Source organism: Nocardia sp. NPDC059240 (assembly GCF_042753865.1).
In the GTDB taxonomy this organism is placed as follows: Bacteria; Actinomycetota; Actinomycetes; order Mycobacteriales; family Mycobacteriaceae; genus Nocardia.
Map to the genome: position 1 here is coordinate 313,536 of NZ_JBHZAC010000001.1, position 13,579 is coordinate 327,114.

The 13,579-nt window shown below is 67.1% G+C and carries 18 protein-coding genes; 8 read left to right on the top strand and 10 right to left on the bottom strand.

Annotated features, from left to right (window positions below; all coding sequences use genetic code 11):
* Positions 1 to 31: 31 nt before the first annotated feature.
* Positions 32 to 559: an NUDIX domain-containing protein gene (locus ACFXHA_RS01570; protein ID WP_379352065.1), complete on the bottom strand. Its 528-nt coding sequence runs from the start codon at positions 557 to 559 to the stop codon at positions 32 to 34.
* A gap of 74 nt (positions 560 to 633) precedes the next feature.
* Between ACFXHA_RS01570 and ACFXHA_RS01575 the strand changes: the two genes are divergently transcribed.
* Entirely contained in the window at positions 634 to 1,086 is a 453-nt protein-coding gene (locus tag ACFXHA_RS01575; RefSeq protein ID WP_379352066.1) for an SRPBCC family protein, read from the top strand.
* 3 nt (positions 1,087 to 1,089) lie between these two features.
* On the opposite strand, the gene ACFXHA_RS01580 is transcribed toward ACFXHA_RS01575, so the two are convergent.
* The 6 genes from ACFXHA_RS01580 to ACFXHA_RS01605 all read right to left on the bottom strand — a co-directional run bounded on the left by ACFXHA_RS01580 (position 1,090) and on the right by ACFXHA_RS01605 (position 4,998).
* Positions 1,090 to 1,314: a hypothetical protein gene (locus ACFXHA_RS01580; protein WP_379352067.1), complete on the bottom strand. Its 225-nt coding sequence runs from the start codon at positions 1,312 to 1,314 to the stop codon at positions 1,090 to 1,092.
* 35 nt (positions 1,315 to 1,349) lie between these two features.
* The gene (locus ACFXHA_RS01585) at positions 1,350 to 2,153 is read right to left on the bottom strand and encodes an HNH endonuclease family protein (RefSeq protein ID WP_379352068.1); all 804 of its coding nucleotides are present in this window, start codon (positions 2,151 to 2,153) and stop codon (positions 1,350 to 1,352) included.
* A gap of 162 nt (positions 2,154 to 2,315) precedes the next feature.
* Positions 2,316 to 2,813: a hypothetical protein gene (locus ACFXHA_RS01590; protein ID WP_379352069.1), complete on the bottom strand. Its 498-nt coding sequence runs from the start codon at positions 2,811 to 2,813 to the stop codon at positions 2,316 to 2,318.
* 120 nt (positions 2,814 to 2,933) lie between these two features.
* Entirely contained in the window at positions 2,934 to 4,055 is a 1,122-nt protein-coding gene (locus ACFXHA_RS01595; RefSeq protein WP_379352070.1) for a nitronate monooxygenase, read from the bottom strand.
* A gap of 138 nt (positions 4,056 to 4,193) precedes the next feature.
* Positions 4,194 to 4,601, bottom strand: coding sequence for an NUDIX domain-containing protein (locus tag ACFXHA_RS01600; RefSeq protein ID WP_379352071.1), 408 nt, complete (start codon positions 4,599 to 4,601; stop codon positions 4,194 to 4,196).
* Between the two features lie 19 nt (positions 4,602 to 4,620).
* Entirely contained in the window at positions 4,621 to 4,998 is a 378-nt protein-coding gene (locus tag ACFXHA_RS01605; RefSeq protein WP_379352072.1) for an ArsR/SmtB family transcription factor, read from the bottom strand.
* Positions 4,999 to 5,110: 112 nt separating this feature from the next.
* Between ACFXHA_RS01605 and ACFXHA_RS01610 the strand changes: the two genes are divergently transcribed.
* Together ACFXHA_RS01610 and ACFXHA_RS01615 are read left to right on the top strand one after the other, a co-directional pair.
* On the top strand, positions 5,111 to 6,346 hold the full coding sequence (locus ACFXHA_RS01610) for an MFS transporter (protein WP_379352073.1): 1,236 nt from the start codon (positions 5,111 to 5,113) through the stop codon (positions 6,344 to 6,346).
* Between the two features lie 197 nt (positions 6,347 to 6,543).
* Positions 6,544 to 7,431 carry an SGNH/GDSL hydrolase family protein gene (locus ACFXHA_RS01615; protein WP_379352074.1) on the top strand — a complete coding sequence of 296 codons (888 nt, stop codon included), beginning with the start codon at positions 6,544 to 6,546 and terminating at the stop codon, positions 7,429 to 7,431.
* On the opposite strand, the gene ACFXHA_RS01620 is transcribed toward ACFXHA_RS01615, so the two are convergent.
* On the bottom strand, positions 7,416 to 7,994 hold the full coding sequence (locus tag ACFXHA_RS01620; RefSeq protein WP_379352075.1) for a TetR/AcrR family transcriptional regulator: 579 nt from the start codon (positions 7,992 to 7,994) through the stop codon (positions 7,416 to 7,418). The genes ACFXHA_RS01615 and ACFXHA_RS01620 overlap by 16 nt on opposite strands.
* Positions 7,995 to 8,033: 39 nt before the next feature.
* Between ACFXHA_RS01620 and ACFXHA_RS01625 the strand changes: the two genes are divergently transcribed.
* Positions 8,034 to 9,278 carry a KasA/KasB family beta-ketoacyl-ACP synthase gene (locus ACFXHA_RS01625; protein ID WP_379352076.1) on the top strand — a complete coding sequence of 415 codons (1,245 nt, stop codon included), beginning with the start codon at positions 8,034 to 8,036 and terminating at the stop codon, positions 9,276 to 9,278.
* A gap of 21 nt (positions 9,279 to 9,299) precedes the next feature.
* On the opposite strand, the gene ACFXHA_RS01630 is transcribed toward ACFXHA_RS01625, so the two are convergent.
* On the bottom strand, positions 9,300 to 9,713 hold the full coding sequence (locus tag ACFXHA_RS01630) for a hypothetical protein (protein ID WP_379352077.1): 414 nt from the start codon (positions 9,711 to 9,713) through the stop codon (positions 9,300 to 9,302).
* Positions 9,710 to 9,991, bottom strand: coding sequence for a hypothetical protein (locus ACFXHA_RS01635; RefSeq protein WP_379352078.1), 282 nt, complete (start codon positions 9,989 to 9,991; stop codon positions 9,710 to 9,712). Before ACFXHA_RS01635 ends, ACFXHA_RS01630 begins: the two co-directional genes overlap by 4 nt.
* Positions 9,992 to 10,204: 213 nt before the next feature.
* On the opposite strand from ACFXHA_RS01635, the gene mtnA reads away from it, so the two are divergent.
* Genes mtnA through ACFXHA_RS01655 form a run of 4 tightly spaced genes read left to right on the top strand, consistent with a single transcriptional unit; the run spans position 10,205 to position 13,558 of the window.
* Positions 10,205 to 11,890, top strand: a complete 1,686-nt coding sequence (gene mtnA / locus ACFXHA_RS01640) for an S-methyl-5-thioribose-1-phosphate isomerase (RefSeq protein WP_379352079.1) — start codon at positions 10,205 to 10,207, stop codon at positions 11,888 to 11,890.
* Positions 11,891 to 11,910: 20 nt separating this feature from the next.
* Positions 11,911 to 12,489, top strand: coding sequence for an acireductone dioxygenase (locus ACFXHA_RS01645; RefSeq protein WP_379352080.1), 579 nt, complete (start codon positions 11,911 to 11,913; stop codon positions 12,487 to 12,489).
* On the top strand, positions 12,486 to 13,169 hold the full coding sequence (gene mtnC / locus ACFXHA_RS01650; protein WP_379352081.1) for an acireductone synthase: 684 nt from the start codon (positions 12,486 to 12,488) through the stop codon (positions 13,167 to 13,169). The genes ACFXHA_RS01645 and mtnC overlap by 4 nt, the downstream gene beginning before the upstream one ends.
* Positions 13,170 to 13,201: 32 nt before the next feature.
* Positions 13,202 to 13,558 carry an immunity 51 family protein gene (locus ACFXHA_RS01655; RefSeq protein ID WP_379352082.1) on the top strand — a complete coding sequence of 119 codons (357 nt, stop codon included), beginning with the start codon at positions 13,202 to 13,204 and terminating at the stop codon, positions 13,556 to 13,558.
* Positions 13,559 to 13,579 lie beyond the last annotated feature (21 nt).

Below are 13,579 nucleotides of genomic sequence, written 5' to 3' on the forward strand. Positions count from 1 at the left end.
AGTGTTTGTGCGCCTGTGCATTCTGGTGGGGTTAGTGGGGGTGGAGTTCGGCGGCGAGGGTGAGGAGGTCGGGGAGGTGGTGGCCGTCTCGGGCGGCGCGGGTGAGGGCTTCGGGGAGGGGGAAGGTGGCTACCTCGAGGATTTGTTCGGCGTCATCGGGGTTGGTGGGCGGGCCGGTCAGGGTGACGTCGGCGGTGCACCAGAGCCAGGCCTTGTGGGGGTGTGGTTGCCAGGGGCGGTAGGGGGTGGCGCGGTCGGTGGTGGCGTAGTGGGCGCCGATCGGGTGGATGGGGCCGGTGAGTTCGGCGCCCGCCTCCTCGATGAGTTCGCGGATTACGCAGTCCTCGATGGATTCTCCGGCCTCGCGGGTGCCGCCGGGGAGGAACCAGATGTCGCGGGCGTCGCGGCACAGGACGATGCGGTCGCCGACGAAGCAGACGACGTGGATGTTGGTGACGAGCTCGTCGGGCGGGAGTTCGGTGGAGAACTGGACGTCGAGGCCGCCCCACTCCCAGCGGGTGGGGGCGTGCAGCACGGGGAAGCGGTCGGCGAGCGTCATGGGTCGACCGTAGCGGGAGAGCCGATGTGTCGCCCGATCCGACCTTCTAGAACGGGTTTCAGTAAGGTTCCCTCATGGCCTTCGTGATCGACAGAACCGTAGAGATCGACGCACCCGCCGAGCTGGTCTGGCAGGTGCTCACCGATGTGGACAGCTACGGGGAGTGGAATCCCTTCTGTCTGGAGTGCAAGACCACTCTCGAACCGGGGTCACCGATCGACATGAAGGTGCGCTTGGTCGGGCCGAAGCCCAAGCAGCAGCGCGAATTCATCCGCACCCACACGCCGGGCAAGGAATTCAGCTACGCCATGAAGCCCGCGCCGCTGGGCCTGCTCAGCAGCGAGCGCTCGCACGACGTGACCGCGCTCGAGGACGGCCGCACCCGCTACGTCTCGCACTTCCAGCTCAACGGCCCGCTCGCCCCGGTGGTCTCCGGTCTGCTGGGCAGCGCGTTGACCACCGGGTTCGAGGGTATGACCAATGCGGTCAAGACCCGGGCCGAGTCCTTGAAGGCCGTGCGCGACTAGCGTTCACGCCTCGAACGGCTGCACATTGCCGGCGGCGTCGCGGTCACCGCTCTCGTTCTCGATGGCGGTGACCAGATCCTGCAGGCTGCTCCAGCTGCGCGGTTCCTCGTCTTCCAGATTGCCGATCGTGTACCAGGTGGCGGTGCCGCGATAGCGCACCAACCCGTGGCCCGAATAATCCAGCGTCACATCGAGATCCCCGGAGACCGTTCCCTCTTCCCGGGTCATGACGGCTGTCTCGCTGCGGATTTCGACGATGGCTACTATGTGAAGCCTCCCTTGGTGACGCATTCCTGCACCGCGGTCTGCAGTGCAGCCTGCTCCTTGGTATCGACGTTCAATCCGTACTTTACTTTCACCTGGATGTAGTGCCCGATATAGGCGCACCGGAAATTCCCGGGCGGAATGTAGGTGGACGGATCCTGGTCGCCCTTGGAGCGGTTGGCGGTGGGATCGGAAATCGTCAGGTTCAGTGCGTCATTGGCGATATGACGGCGGGTGTCGTCGTCCAGCTTGGCCGCGCCCGACCGCCAGGCCTCGGCCAATGCCACGATGTGGTCGATATCGAGGGCCGAGGAATCGGTGGTCCACTTATAGGGCTTGAGGGCATTGGTCTTCTTGTCCATGACCCCGTACTGGTCGCGCCAGCCGCCATTGCTGCCGACGGTTAATTTGCACGAGGCCGGATCGAGTTTCACCGGTCCGGTGGCGTCGCGCAGCAGCACCACATCGCGAGTGGTGCAGCGGCTGTATTGCGCGAAGGAGTCACCGAATCCGTGCTCGGGTTTCTCGGTGTCCCAGTGCGGGAATCGATCGCGCGAATAGCCGGTCATCGGCAGTTCGTCGGCGACTTTCAGCTTGCCCAGCAGGGCGCTGATCTCCTTGGCCGAGCCCGCCGGTTGCACGGGACCGGACGGGGCCGGTGGTCCGTTCGACTCCGGTTTGCCGGTGCCCGTGTGCTTTTCGAGGAGCACGGTCACGACGGCCAGGGCGATCACGAACAGTAGCGAGAGCGCCGCTTTCAGCGCGCGGCGTAGCGCGGGGGACGAACGTAGCTTCTGCAACATATCCCGCAAACCTTGACAATCGGTGGCCCGAAACGGCAAGCCACAGGACGGTTTCGGAGACCGGTGTCACACTCGGCTACTTCATGCTGAGGTGTCGCAAGATCGAAAACAATGACGGTGCAGGCAGTTCCGCCCAGATCACGGCGCGTCGCGGGTGTCGCGTCAGATCTGATGCCACCAGGCTATGAAGAACGCGATGCCGCCCGCGCACAGGACGACGGCCACCGGCACCGGCCACCACGGACCGGTGCGCCCCAGCAACCGTTGGGCGAGACGCAGTTCGAGCAGGCCGAGCCCCGCGATCAGCAGCACCCACAGGGGCAGCGGCAGCGCGCCCCCGGCGAAATGGACCGCCCAGGCGCCCGCCAATGTGGGCCCGCCCCAGGAATGTTGATAGTCGTGCGCCGCGATCAGCGGGTAGAAGATGCCGCGCACCGCGGCCATGATCATCAGGAAGGCCGCGAACCAGGCGACCATGGCGACCGCGGCCGCCAGCACCGTGTGCACGGCCGACCGGACCGGTCCCGGTTCCCGCAGCTCGAACGGCGCGCGAAACATCCGCCGCACGACGCGAGCCCGAACCCCCGTGGGCGCGAAGGCAACCTGCAGCGAGAGCAGCGCGAAGTACGCCGACCGCAGCACCCGCTCGAGCTTGCCCATGCCCCCACACTAGCCCTGGTCGATCGTCCGATCCGGTAGCCGACGGCCACGTGCCGCGCCCCGGATACGACTCGGCGCGCCGGGGTATGCCCTGCCCGGCGCGCCGAATTGTGCTGTCTGTCAGCCGTTGTTGAGCTTGTTGAGCCGCTCGCAGGACTCCAGGTACTCGGCGATGAGCCGCTGCACCACGTCGACGGAGCGCTCCATCTTGTTCATCATGCCGACGACCTGGCCGACCGGGTTGAAGTTCACGTCCTTGGCCTGCTCCGGGTAGCGGTGGCCACGCTTGACGCCGTCGAGGGCGACCATCATCTGCAGCGGCATGCCCAGCGGCTTCGGGTTCTCCGGCGCTTCCCAGGCCTCGGTCCAGTCGTTCTTGAGCATGCGGCACGGCTTGCCGGTCCACGAGCGCGAGCGCACGGTGTCGGAGCTGGTGGCGTCGATGTAGGTCTGCATCTGCGCGGGCGGCACATTGGCCTCCTCGACGGTCAGCCACAGCGAACCGGTCCACGCACCCGCCGCACCCATGGCCAGTGCGGCCGCGACCTGACGGCCGTTGCCGATGCCGCCGGCTGCCAGCGCAGGCATATCGCCGATCACGTCGATGACCTGCGGCCACAGCACCATCGAGGCGATCTCACCACAGTGGCCGCCGCCCTCGGTGCCCTGCATGACCACGAAGTCGAGCCCGGCATTCTTGTGGTTGAGCGCGTGCTTGACCGAACCGCACAGCGCGCCGATGAGGCGGCCGGAGTCCTGGATCTCCTTGATCACGTCATCGGGCGGGGTGCCCAGCGCGTTGGCGACCAGCTTCGCCTTGGGGTGCTTGAGGATCACCTGGATCTGCGGGGCGACCGTGGTGGCGGTCCAGCCCAGCAGCTGATTGTGCTTCTCCTCCGGCGGCAGGTGCGGCACGCCGTGATCGTTGAGGATCTTCTCCGCGAAGTCGCGGTGCTGCTGTGGAACCAGCTTGGCCAGTTGGGCTTCCAGCTCCTCGGGGCTCAGGCCCTCGACGCCCTTGCCCTCGTACTTGGAGGGAATGACGAGGTCGACGCCGTAGACGCCCTGCACGTGCTCGTCGAGCCACTGCAGCTCCACCTCGAGCTGCTCCGGGGTGAAGCCGACCGCGCCGAGCACACCGAGACCACCCGCATTGCTGACCGCGGCGGCCACATCCCGGCAGTGGGTGAAGGCGAAGATAGGCACGTCGATGCCGAGGCGATCACAGATCTCGGTACGCATGTGTGGTGGGCTCCTCTGAACTTTCCGGCACTGGAAACGTTGTGCTCACCACACTAGAACACGTTCTACAAAAGAGCCAGGGTGTGTATGATTACCGGCGAGTACATAGTCGGTACATGTTTCAGTTTCCGCAGCACTTCAGTCTGCGAGCAGGCCGTCGGCCACCAGATCGTCGAACAGCAGCTGATCCACCGGCGGCACCTGCGGGCGATGGGCGTAGGTGAACCAGGCGATCTCCTCGATCTCGCTGCTGACCGCGATAGTGCCTGCGTATTCGGCGGTGTAGCAGGCCATCCGCACGACCGCGTCGGGGATCAGGGCCTCGTAGGTGCCCACGTGAACCACGGATTCCGGGGCGAGCTCGACCGTCAACTCTTCGCGGATCTCACGGACGAGGGTCTGCAGATCGGTCTCTGCGCCTTCGCGTTTGCCGCCCGGGATATAGAAGACATCCTTGCCGCGCGGCCGCGCGCACAGGATCTTGCCGTCCTCGATCCACACCCACGCAACCGTGTCGATCAGTCGCTGCCCGCGCTCCGTCCGCATTCGCGCAGCCTAGCGGGCCTCAGTCGGCGGGCTGCCAGGCCGCGACGAGGTCGAGCAGGCCGGGGAAGCGGGATTGCAGATCGTCGACGCGGACCTGACTGCGACGTTCGAGGCCGTACTGGCGCTGACGGGTGACGCCCGCCTCGCGCAGGGCCTTGAAGTGGTGTGTCAGTGAGGATTTCGGGCGGTCGATGCCGAACCAGCCACAGGGGTGGTCGTAGGACTCGGAGTCGAGCAACAGCTTCCGCACGATGAACAGGCGCAATGGGTCGCTCAGCGCACCCATGACGGATTCCAGGCGCAAGTCGTCGATGCCGGGCTCGGGCAGCGGTTCCGGGACCGCCGCGGGTTCCGGCGGGAGCGTGAACTTCGGCACGGGACGCACCTTGGTCGACATCGGCGAACTCCTCACGGTCGGCACTTGTACGACTTTGATCGTACAACATGCTATGTTCGACTTCATTCGTACTAGTTCGAGTTGATTCGAACTATGAGTGGAGGTAGTGGAAGTGGTTGCGACACAATCCCGTCCGGTGGCCCCGGTCGACCTCGCGAGCCCGGCACAGGCTGCCCCGAAGGGATGGATCCTGCTGGCGGCCTGGCCCGTGACGGCGATCTTCGTGCTCTCGAACGCGGCGACACCGCTGTATGGCCTGTGGCAGCGGAACTTCGGATTCTCGAAGGGCACCATGACGGTGGTCTTCGCGTTCTACATCGTCGGGCTGCTCGGATCCCTGCTGGTCTCCGGCATCGCATCGGACCGACTGGGCCGTAAGGCGATCCTGCTGCCCGCACTCGCACTGGCCGTGGCCGCCTGCCTGATCTTCGCGACCGCGCCGAACGTGATCGCGCTGATGATCGCCCGACTGCTGACCGGTATCGCGGTCGGTGCGGCGGTTTCGGCGGGCATGGCCGCGGTGACCGACGTCGCCGGACCCGAACGCAAACACCTCGGCGCACTGTTCGCCTCGACCGCGATGGTCTTGGGTGCGGGTGTCGGGCCGTTGCTTTCGGGCGTGCTGTCCGAGGCCGCCCCGGCCCCGACGGTCACCGTCTTCGTCGTCGAGATAGTGCTGCTCGCAACCGCTTTCATCACGGTCCTGCGCATGCCCGTCGCCCGACCGGCCGATCGCGGTACCGGATCATGGATCCGCGTGCCGCGCGTTCCCGCCGAGAACCGGCGTCAACTCCTGCTCGGCATCGCGGTCTTCGCCCCCGGCATCACCGCGACCTCCTTCGTCCTGGCACTCGGCCCGACGCTGCTCTCCAACCTGCTCGGCACCACCAGCCGAATCATCGCCGGCGCCATGGCCTTCGCCATGTTCCTCACCGCCACCGCCGTCCAATTCGCCGCCCGCACACTGCCGCGGGCCGTAACCATGACGGTCTCCGCCGGAGCGACCGGCCTCGCGATGACAACCCTGGTGATTGCCGTCCACACGCACTCGCCATTCCTACTGATCATCTCGGCCCTGTTGGCCGGAGCAGGTCAGGGTCTCGGCCAACTCGGCGGCCTCTCCCTCCTGAGCGCCACCGTTCCCACCGCCCGCCTCGCGGAAGCCAACGCCGCCTTCAACATCGGCGGCTACATCCCCGCAGGTCTACTCCCCGTAGCGACCGGATACCTGAGCGACCTGACCACCCTCTCCACCGCCGCCACCGCCTTCGCCACCACCCTCTTCGCCCTCGCACTCGCAGCGGCCGCCGCCATCCACCGCAATCGCACCCACCTCACCCCCGCCTGATCCACGAGCATGCATCGGTGCAGCACCCTTCTAGGCGTTTGCCTGCACCAATGCATGCTCGACCAACTCCAACCTCATGCCCATGAATTCAGGGGGAAAGGAAGTTGGGGGACTGGAATCGAGCGGGCGAGCGAATTCGGTGCTTAACTCCCAGCAGGATGAAAGCGTTTCGTTTCAGTGTATTGAGTGAGCTGGCTGTGCGGTCGTCGATCGCATTGGCCATGGCGGCCACGGCGTCTATCAGTGTGGCCGGAATGAGTGCGGCGGCTCCGGCCGATGGTAAAGAACTTGTGGTGCTGGGCGATTCGTTCAGCGCCAATGCCTGGATGGTCGATGACCACGCGGTCGAATGTCGCCACGGTGATACCTCGTGGCCCACTCGATTGAGCACGCTGATGGGAGTCGCGGGCACCTCGAATTATGCTGACCTGTCGTGTCCGGGGGCGTCGCTCGACACCCCGCCCAGTTACACCGCCGGTACGGAAACGAAACAGGCTGATCAGGCGGGTGCTTTCGGATCGCGAACCAAGTTGGTGGCCTTACAGTTCGGGTTGAACGACCGCTGGGGCGCCAATGACGCGACCATGTGGTATTCCCTGCAACACTGCGTGCTCGATCTGGTCCAAGGGTGCGGAACCGAGGCGGCCGCACAGAACCGCCTCGTGGACTCGACCCAACTGACCGGCGAGAAGTACGCCGACCGGCTGCGCGGCGTGATCACCTACATCAAGTACTACGCGCCGAATGCCCGCATCATGCTCGTCGGATATCCGGAATTCTTCCCCGGCGGCCGAGACTCGGTGTGCTTCAACGCCTTCGGCGTCGCACGATTCGTCCAGCCGCGCGGACAGGCAGCCATCGAAGCCCTGGATCGCCTCGACCGGGCCCAGCGGGAGGCCGCGGCACTGCTGGGCGTCGAGTTCTTCGACTCCCGCGCGGCGACCGCCGGCCATGGGCTCTGCACCGATGAGCCCTGGCTCAACGGCTTCCAGGATCCGCGTAATCCGGACGCCATCCCTTTCCATCCGGCCGCCCGCGGAGATGAAGCGGTCGCAACGGGAATCCGCGCTCAGATCGGCGGCTGACGGGTCGGGATGGCCTGGGCTATCAAGAGATCCACGGCGCGGTGGACGCGGGAGGTGTCGGCGGTGATCCACCAGTCCTGGATCAGGCCGCGCATGCCGGAGATGAGCAGCGTGGCGGAGGCTTCGGGGTCGGGGAGGGTGGGGTCTATTCGGTTCAGGGAGCTCGTCATTGCGGTGACGAGGACCTCGATCGCCTCGGTCGCGTAGGTCTTGAACGGACTGCCGGGGACTGTCGCGGCACCCAGCACCTGGAGTAGGACCGGAAGGCTGGGCGCGAATTGGCCTTCGGTGTTGATGGCGAATGACGCGGAGAGGCGCTCGCGCAGGATCTCGGCCGAGTCGATGCCGGAGAAAAGGGCGGGAATGTCCGGGCGCTGGGTTTCCAAGGCGGCGACCAGCATCGCCTCCTTGGTGCCGAAGTAGTGGATCAGCATCCGCGAGCTGGTGCCCAGGTAGTCGGCGAGGGGGCGCAGGGAGAGCTCGGCCAGGCCGTGTTCGGCGATGTAGGCGATGACGCCTTCGAGCAGGTCGGCGCGGCGGGCGTGGTCGAGTGGACGGGGCACGGGTTGACTGTAGCGGGTGCTACAGGTATCCATGTCGGCATGAGTGTAGCGATCGGTACAGAAACTCGGCACGGTGTCGTGGTGACCGCGATGGCGGCCACCACCAGCCTCGGGGCGGACCTGGAGTCCACCTGGACGCGACTGCTGGCGGGGGACAGCGGAATCGGGGTGCTGACAGACGATTTCGTCACCGAGTACGAACTGCCCGTGCGCATCGGCGGGCGGCTGGTGGCGCAGCCGGGGGAGCAGTTGACCCGGATCGAGCAGCGGCGGATGTCATTCGTGCAGCAGCTCGCGGTGGTGCTGGCGCGGCAGGTCTGGCGCGAGGCGGGGACCCCCGAGGTCGAGGCGGAGCGGCTCGCGGTCGCGGTCGGCACCGGGCTCGGCGGCGGAGAGTCGCTGGTGCACGCGGTCGACGCGATGCGGGCGGGCGGCTATCGCAAGGTGCCGCCGATGACCGTGCCCATGGTCATGCCCAATGGGGCGGCCGCCACCGTCGGACTCGAGATCGGCGCGAAAGGCGGTGTCTACGCACCGGTTTCGGCCTGCGCCTCCGGCGCTGAGGCGATCGCGCACGGCTGGCGGCTGATTACCACCGGGGAGGCCGATGTGGTGGTCGCGGGCGGCGTCGAGGGACATATCGACGCGGTGCCGATCGCCAGCTTCGCCATGATGCGGGCCATGAGCACCCGCAACGACGAACCCGCGCGTGCCTCACGGCCTTTCGACAAAGACCGCGACGGGTTCGTCTTCGGCGAGGCCGGGGCGCTGCTGGTGCTGGAATCGGAGGCGCATGCCCGGGCACGCGGCGCTCAGATCCTCGGCCGGGTCCTGGGCGCGGGCATCACCTCCGACGGCTACCACATCACCGGCACCGCGCCCGATGGCGACGGTGCGGCGCGCGCCATGCGCAAGGCGCTCGCGACAGCGGGGCTGACCGGTTCGGATATCGGCCATGTCAATGCGCACGCCACCGGCACCCAGATCGGCGATGCCTCCGAGGCCAAGGCGATCATGGCCGTCACCCCGCAGGCCTCGGTGTACGCGCCCAAATCGGCCCTGGGTCATTCCATCGGCGCGGTCGGCGCTTTGGAGGCGATGCTCACCCTGCGGAGTCTGAACGAGCAGATCGTGCCGCCCACCTTGAATTTCGAGACGCCGGACCCGGATACCGAGATCGACGTGGTCGCCGACAAGCCGCGCTATCAGGAACTGCGTTACGCGCTGAGCAATTCGTTCGGCTTCGGCGGGCACAATGTGACGCTCGCACTCGGCCGCGCCTGAAACCTATTGCGCCGCAGCGAATCAGGGCAGCTTGTCGGTCTGCACGCGCGGATCCAGCTTGCGCAGGGTGTCGGGGCGGTCGGTCAGGCACGGCCAGTCCCGGCTCACCGCTTCGAGAGTGGCGTGACCGGCGGGGATCAGCGCGTCCGCGTCGGGCCGATCGGCCAGGGTGTCGCCCAGGTGATCGCTGGCGGGGCGGTCGAGGGGCTGGATCACCGTGTTCGGCAGGTCCAGCAGCACCGAGAGGATGTCGAGGCGGCCCGGGGGGATCAGCGCGCGGGCGGCGGCGAGGGCGGTGGCGGGAACGATGATGGTGTGCCCGGCATCCGCGGTCGCCCAGACGACGGATTGCACGTAGGCCACGCGGTGAGCCCAGGCGGTGAGCGCGGCAGTGTCGAAGACGACGCCGCCCAGCGACGGGGCGGCGGGGCTCATGCCGCGCCGGCGCGGTCGCCGGGATCCTCCTCATCGGATAATGGTGGCAATCCTTGGACGGCACGAGCGCGGTTGATCAGATCCAACGGCGGCCTCCCGCCGAGCGCGTTCTCGAGTCTGGCCAGCGATTCGGCGCGGTCGACACGGGCCTTGACGGATTCGGCGACGAAGCTCGAAATCGAGGCGATGCGACCGGAGTTGCGCCAATCGTCGAGGGTGGCGGCTATCTCCTCGGGCATCGTCACGGTGATCTTCCGGGTGCGACGCTGTCTAGCCATACCGAGAGGGTAATCCGGTATGTGCGCGGGACGCGAGCTGACAACGCCGGGGCCGCAATACCGGTTGCACGCGCATCCCGGGCGGAAACCACGCTATTCGGATTGTGCTGATCCGAAACCTGCCGGTCAGGCGTCGATCCGGGTTCGATACGGTGGAGTGTGTCCACGGCCGTGGGCGCTGCCGCAATTCTCCAGTCAAGAGGACACGAATAGATGGATCAGAGTTCGATCGCGTGGGCCGACGGTGTGCTCGTCACCATCGACCAGCGGGCGCTGCCGCATGAGCTGCGGGAGCTTCGGATCACGACGGTCGACGAGGTCATCGATGCGATCAAGACATTGGCCGTGCGCGGTGCACCCGCGATCGGGGTATGCGGGGCGTTCGGTGTGGTGATCGCGGCGCGGGCCGCCACGACCGACGGTGTCGTCGACACCGCGCTGGTCGAGGCCGAGGCCGCACGGATCGCCGATGCCCGGCCGACCGCGGTGAATCTGGCCTGGGGTGTGCAGCGCACGCTCGCCGAGCTGCCCGAGGGGGTGGCGGCGATGGAAGCCGAAGCACTCGAGTTGCTGGCCGAGGACGGTCGCGTGAATCTGGCCGCGGCCACCGAGGCCGCCGATCTGATCCAGCGCCTGTGCGGGGATCGGCCGCTGCGACTGCTCACCCATTGCAATACCGGTCGGCTCGCGACCACCGCGTGGGGGACCGCGATCGGTGCACTGCGGGTGCTGCAGCAGCGGGGTGCGCTGGCCGAGGTGATCGTCGACGAGAGCAGGCCGCTGCTGCAGGGTGCGCGCCTGACCGCGTGGGAGATGGCCGAAGCCGGTATCGCGCATCGCCTCACCATCGATTCCGCCGCCGCCTGGGCCATGGCGACCGAGCAGGTGGATGCCGTGGTGGTGGGTGCGGACCGGATCACCGCGGATGGGGCCGTGGCCAACAAGATCGGCACCTACATGCTGGCGATCGCGGCTCGGCATCACGGGATTCCGTTCATCGTGGTCGCGCCGGAATCGACGCGGGATATTTCGACCGCGCGGGGCTCCGACATCGTGGTGGAGCAGCGCGCGGCGTCCGAGGTCACCGGATTCGGCGGCGTCGCAACGGCTCCCGAGGGCACCAAGACTTTCAATCCCGCCTTCGATGTCACCCCGGCCGAACTGGTCACCGCCGTCGTCACCGAGTACGGCGTGCTCACCGACCCGGCCGCCGCGCGCACGTCAGCGACCGCCGCCGCCGGCAAATCAGCCACCGCTGCCTCCGGCACGTCGGCCCTGACCGCCGGTGCCGAGATCGCGGAGATCGCGCGGGGACTCTACGCCAGCGGCTGGATGCCGGGCACGGCGGGCAATATCTCTGTGCGCCAAGGCGATACGGCCGTGATCACCGCGAGCGGGCTGTCGAAGGGCGAGCTCACCGCCACCGATATGGTCACCGTCGCGGTCGTCGATTCGAAGCCGGTCGACGAGTCCGGCCGCAAGCCGTCGGCCGAGACCACCATTCACACGGCCGTGTATCGCACCCGCGGCGCGGACGCGGTGGTGCACGTACACCCGCCGCACGCGACCGCGGCTTCGATCAGGACCGCCGGACCCGACGTCACCACAGCGCGTTTCGCGGGATACGAGCTGATCAAGGGCCTGGGCTCGACCCGGCCGGACCTCATCGATATCCCGGTGTTCCCGAATCATGCCGATGTCCCGCAGATCGGCGCGGACATCGAGAAGTACCTGACCGAGCATCCCGATGCCCCGCCCGTGCTGTTCATCGCCGGGCACGGCATCACCGCCTGGGGCGCGACCCTGGCGCAGGCACGGGACCGGGCCGAATGCCTCGAGGCCATGTGCGAGCTGACCACTTTGACCGGACACCGTGAGATTCCGGTGCGCGACAACTAGATCCGAGAAAGGATCCTCTTATGACTCTGTTGCAGATCATGTCCGACAAGGACGCGAACGATGTCGTGCTGCGCACCTCCGATGACGCGGTGATCGCCGCCGAGCTCGGCAAGCGCGGCATTACCTTCGAGCGCTGGCCGCTGCTGGAGGGCTTCAGCGCCGCGACCACCACCGAGGAGCTGCTGGCCGAATATCAGTCGCGCATCGACGAACTCAATGCCGACGGCCGCTACAAGTTCATCGACGTGGCCCGCATCCACCCCGACGACGCCGACCCGGAGTGGCCCGCCAAGGCGGTCGCCGCGCGCACCAAGTTCCTCGACGAGCACCGCCACGCCGAGGACGAGGTCCGCTTCTTCGCCGCCGGCGCGGGCTGCTTCTACCTGCACCTGGGCGATGAAGTGCTCGCCACCGTCTGCACCGCGGGCGATCTGGTCTCGGTGCCCGCGGGCACGCTGCACTGGTTCGACATGGGCACCCGGCCGGAGTTCGTGGCCGTGCGCTTCTTCGAGGAGCAGGACGGCTGGATCGGCGATTTCACCGGCGACAAGATCTCCGGCGGCTTCCCGACCCTCGACGAGCTGCTGGCCCCGGCATGATCACGGTGGTCGTGCTCGATATCGAGGGGACCACCAGCCCGACCAGCTCGGTGCGGGAGGACCTTTACGGGTACACCCGCGACCGGCTCCCGGGCTGGCTGGCCGAGAACCAGGGCGGCGCAGCGGATTCCATCATCGCGGCCACTCGCGTCCAGGCCGATGAGCCCGACGCCGATGCCGCCCGCGTGGCCGACATCCTGATCAACTGGCTCAACACCGATGTGAAATCCGAACCGCTCAAGGCGGCGCAGGGCATCATCTGCGCCGAGGGTTTCCGCAGCGGTGCCCTGCACGGCGAGTTCTTCCCGGATGTCCCGCCGGTGCTGCGTGCCTGGCGTGCCGCCGGACTCGAGCTGTACATCTACTCCTCGGGTTCGGTGCGCAATCAGAAGGATTGGTTCGCCTTCGCCCGCGGCGGCGACCTGTCCCCACTGATCAGTGGTCACTTCGACCTGTCGACCGCGGGCCCGAAGCGCGAGGCCGCCTCGTACGAGAAGATCGCGAGCGCCATCGGCGTCCCGGCCGACCAGATCCTCTTCCTCTCCGACCATCCGGACGAGGTGGACGCCGCGGTGGCGGCAGGCTGGACGGCCATCGGTGTCACCCGCCCCGGTGAACCGAACCAGCCGCGCGGATCGCACCGCTGGATCAGCGATTTCGCCGAGGTCGAACCGAACTGACGTTGTCGGAGGGTCTCGCTAAAGTCCTGCCTGTGACCGATCGCGAGACCTTCGCTCCACTGGTGTTCTTCGAATACGACCACAAGCCGGGCCATTTCTGCCTGCTACTGTCGGACAACCACATGCTGGCCACCGAACCCGTCTTCGCCGAATTCGGTTACGACGGAAACGGTTACGGCTGGGCCGGCGTGGCCCGCTCCGCGGTCGCCACCCAGGAGACCGGACTGTCGGAACGCCTCAACTACGACCCAGAGGCCGGAACCTTCGTCGCCTACGGCCAAGACCCCGAGGCGCTACGCCGCCTGGGTGCGTTATTGCACGAGGCGCTCCAGGATCCCGCCATGCTGCGCAGGCTCATCGCGGCCGGAGACCCGGAGTGGTTCGACTGACCGCAGCCACGGCCGAAACGA

What these genes read in the sequence shown, in the direction of transcription:
- ACFXHA_RS01600 (WP_379352071.1), bottom strand. Translation starts at nt 4,601, where the DNA reads ATGCGGACGGAGCGCGGGCAGCGACTGATCGACACGGTTGCGTGGGTG.
- ACFXHA_RS01630 (WP_379352077.1), bottom strand. Translation starts at nt 9,713, where the DNA reads ATGAGCCCCGCCGCCCCGTCGCTGGGCGGCGTCGTCTTCGACACTGCC.
- ACFXHA_RS01625 (WP_379352076.1), top strand. Translation starts at nt 8,034, where the DNA reads ATGAGTGTAGCGATCGGTACAGAAACTCGGCACGGTGTCGTGGTGACC.
- ACFXHA_RS01570 (WP_379352065.1), bottom strand. Translation starts at nt 559, where the DNA reads ATGACGCTCGCCGACCGCTTCCCCGTGCTGCACGCCCCCACCCGCTGG.
- ACFXHA_RS01580 (WP_379352067.1), bottom strand. Translation starts at nt 1,314, where the DNA reads ATGACCCGGGAAGAGGGAACGGTCTCCGGGGATCTCGATGTGACGCTG.
- ACFXHA_RS01585 (WP_379352068.1), bottom strand. Translation starts at nt 2,153, where the DNA reads ATGTTGCAGAAGCTACGTTCGTCCCCCGCGCTACGCCGCGCGCTGAAA.
- ACFXHA_RS01635 (WP_379352078.1), bottom strand. Translation starts at nt 9,991, where the DNA reads ATGGCTAGACAGCGTCGCACCCGGAAGATCACCGTGACGATGCCCGAG.
- ACFXHA_RS01575 (WP_379352066.1), top strand. Translation starts at nt 634, where the DNA reads ATGGCCTTCGTGATCGACAGAACCGTAGAGATCGACGCACCCGCCGAG.
- ACFXHA_RS01590 (WP_379352069.1), bottom strand. Translation starts at nt 2,813, where the DNA reads ATGGGCAAGCTCGAGCGGGTGCTGCGGTCGGCGTACTTCGCGCTGCTC.
- ACFXHA_RS01645 (WP_379352080.1), top strand. Translation starts at nt 11,911, where the DNA reads ATGACTCTGTTGCAGATCATGTCCGACAAGGACGCGAACGATGTCGTG.
- mtnA (WP_379352079.1), top strand. Translation starts at nt 10,205, where the DNA reads ATGGATCAGAGTTCGATCGCGTGGGCCGACGGTGTGCTCGTCACCATC.
- ACFXHA_RS01605 (WP_379352072.1), bottom strand. Translation starts at nt 4,998, where the DNA reads ATGTCGACCAAGGTGCGTCCCGTGCCGAAGTTCACGCTCCCGCCGGAA.
- ACFXHA_RS01595 (WP_379352070.1), bottom strand. Translation starts at nt 4,055, where the DNA reads ATGCGTACCGAGATCTGTGATCGCCTCGGCATCGACGTGCCTATCTTC.
- mtnC (WP_379352081.1), top strand. Translation starts at nt 12,486, where the DNA reads ATGATCACGGTGGTCGTGCTCGATATCGAGGGGACCACCAGCCCGACC.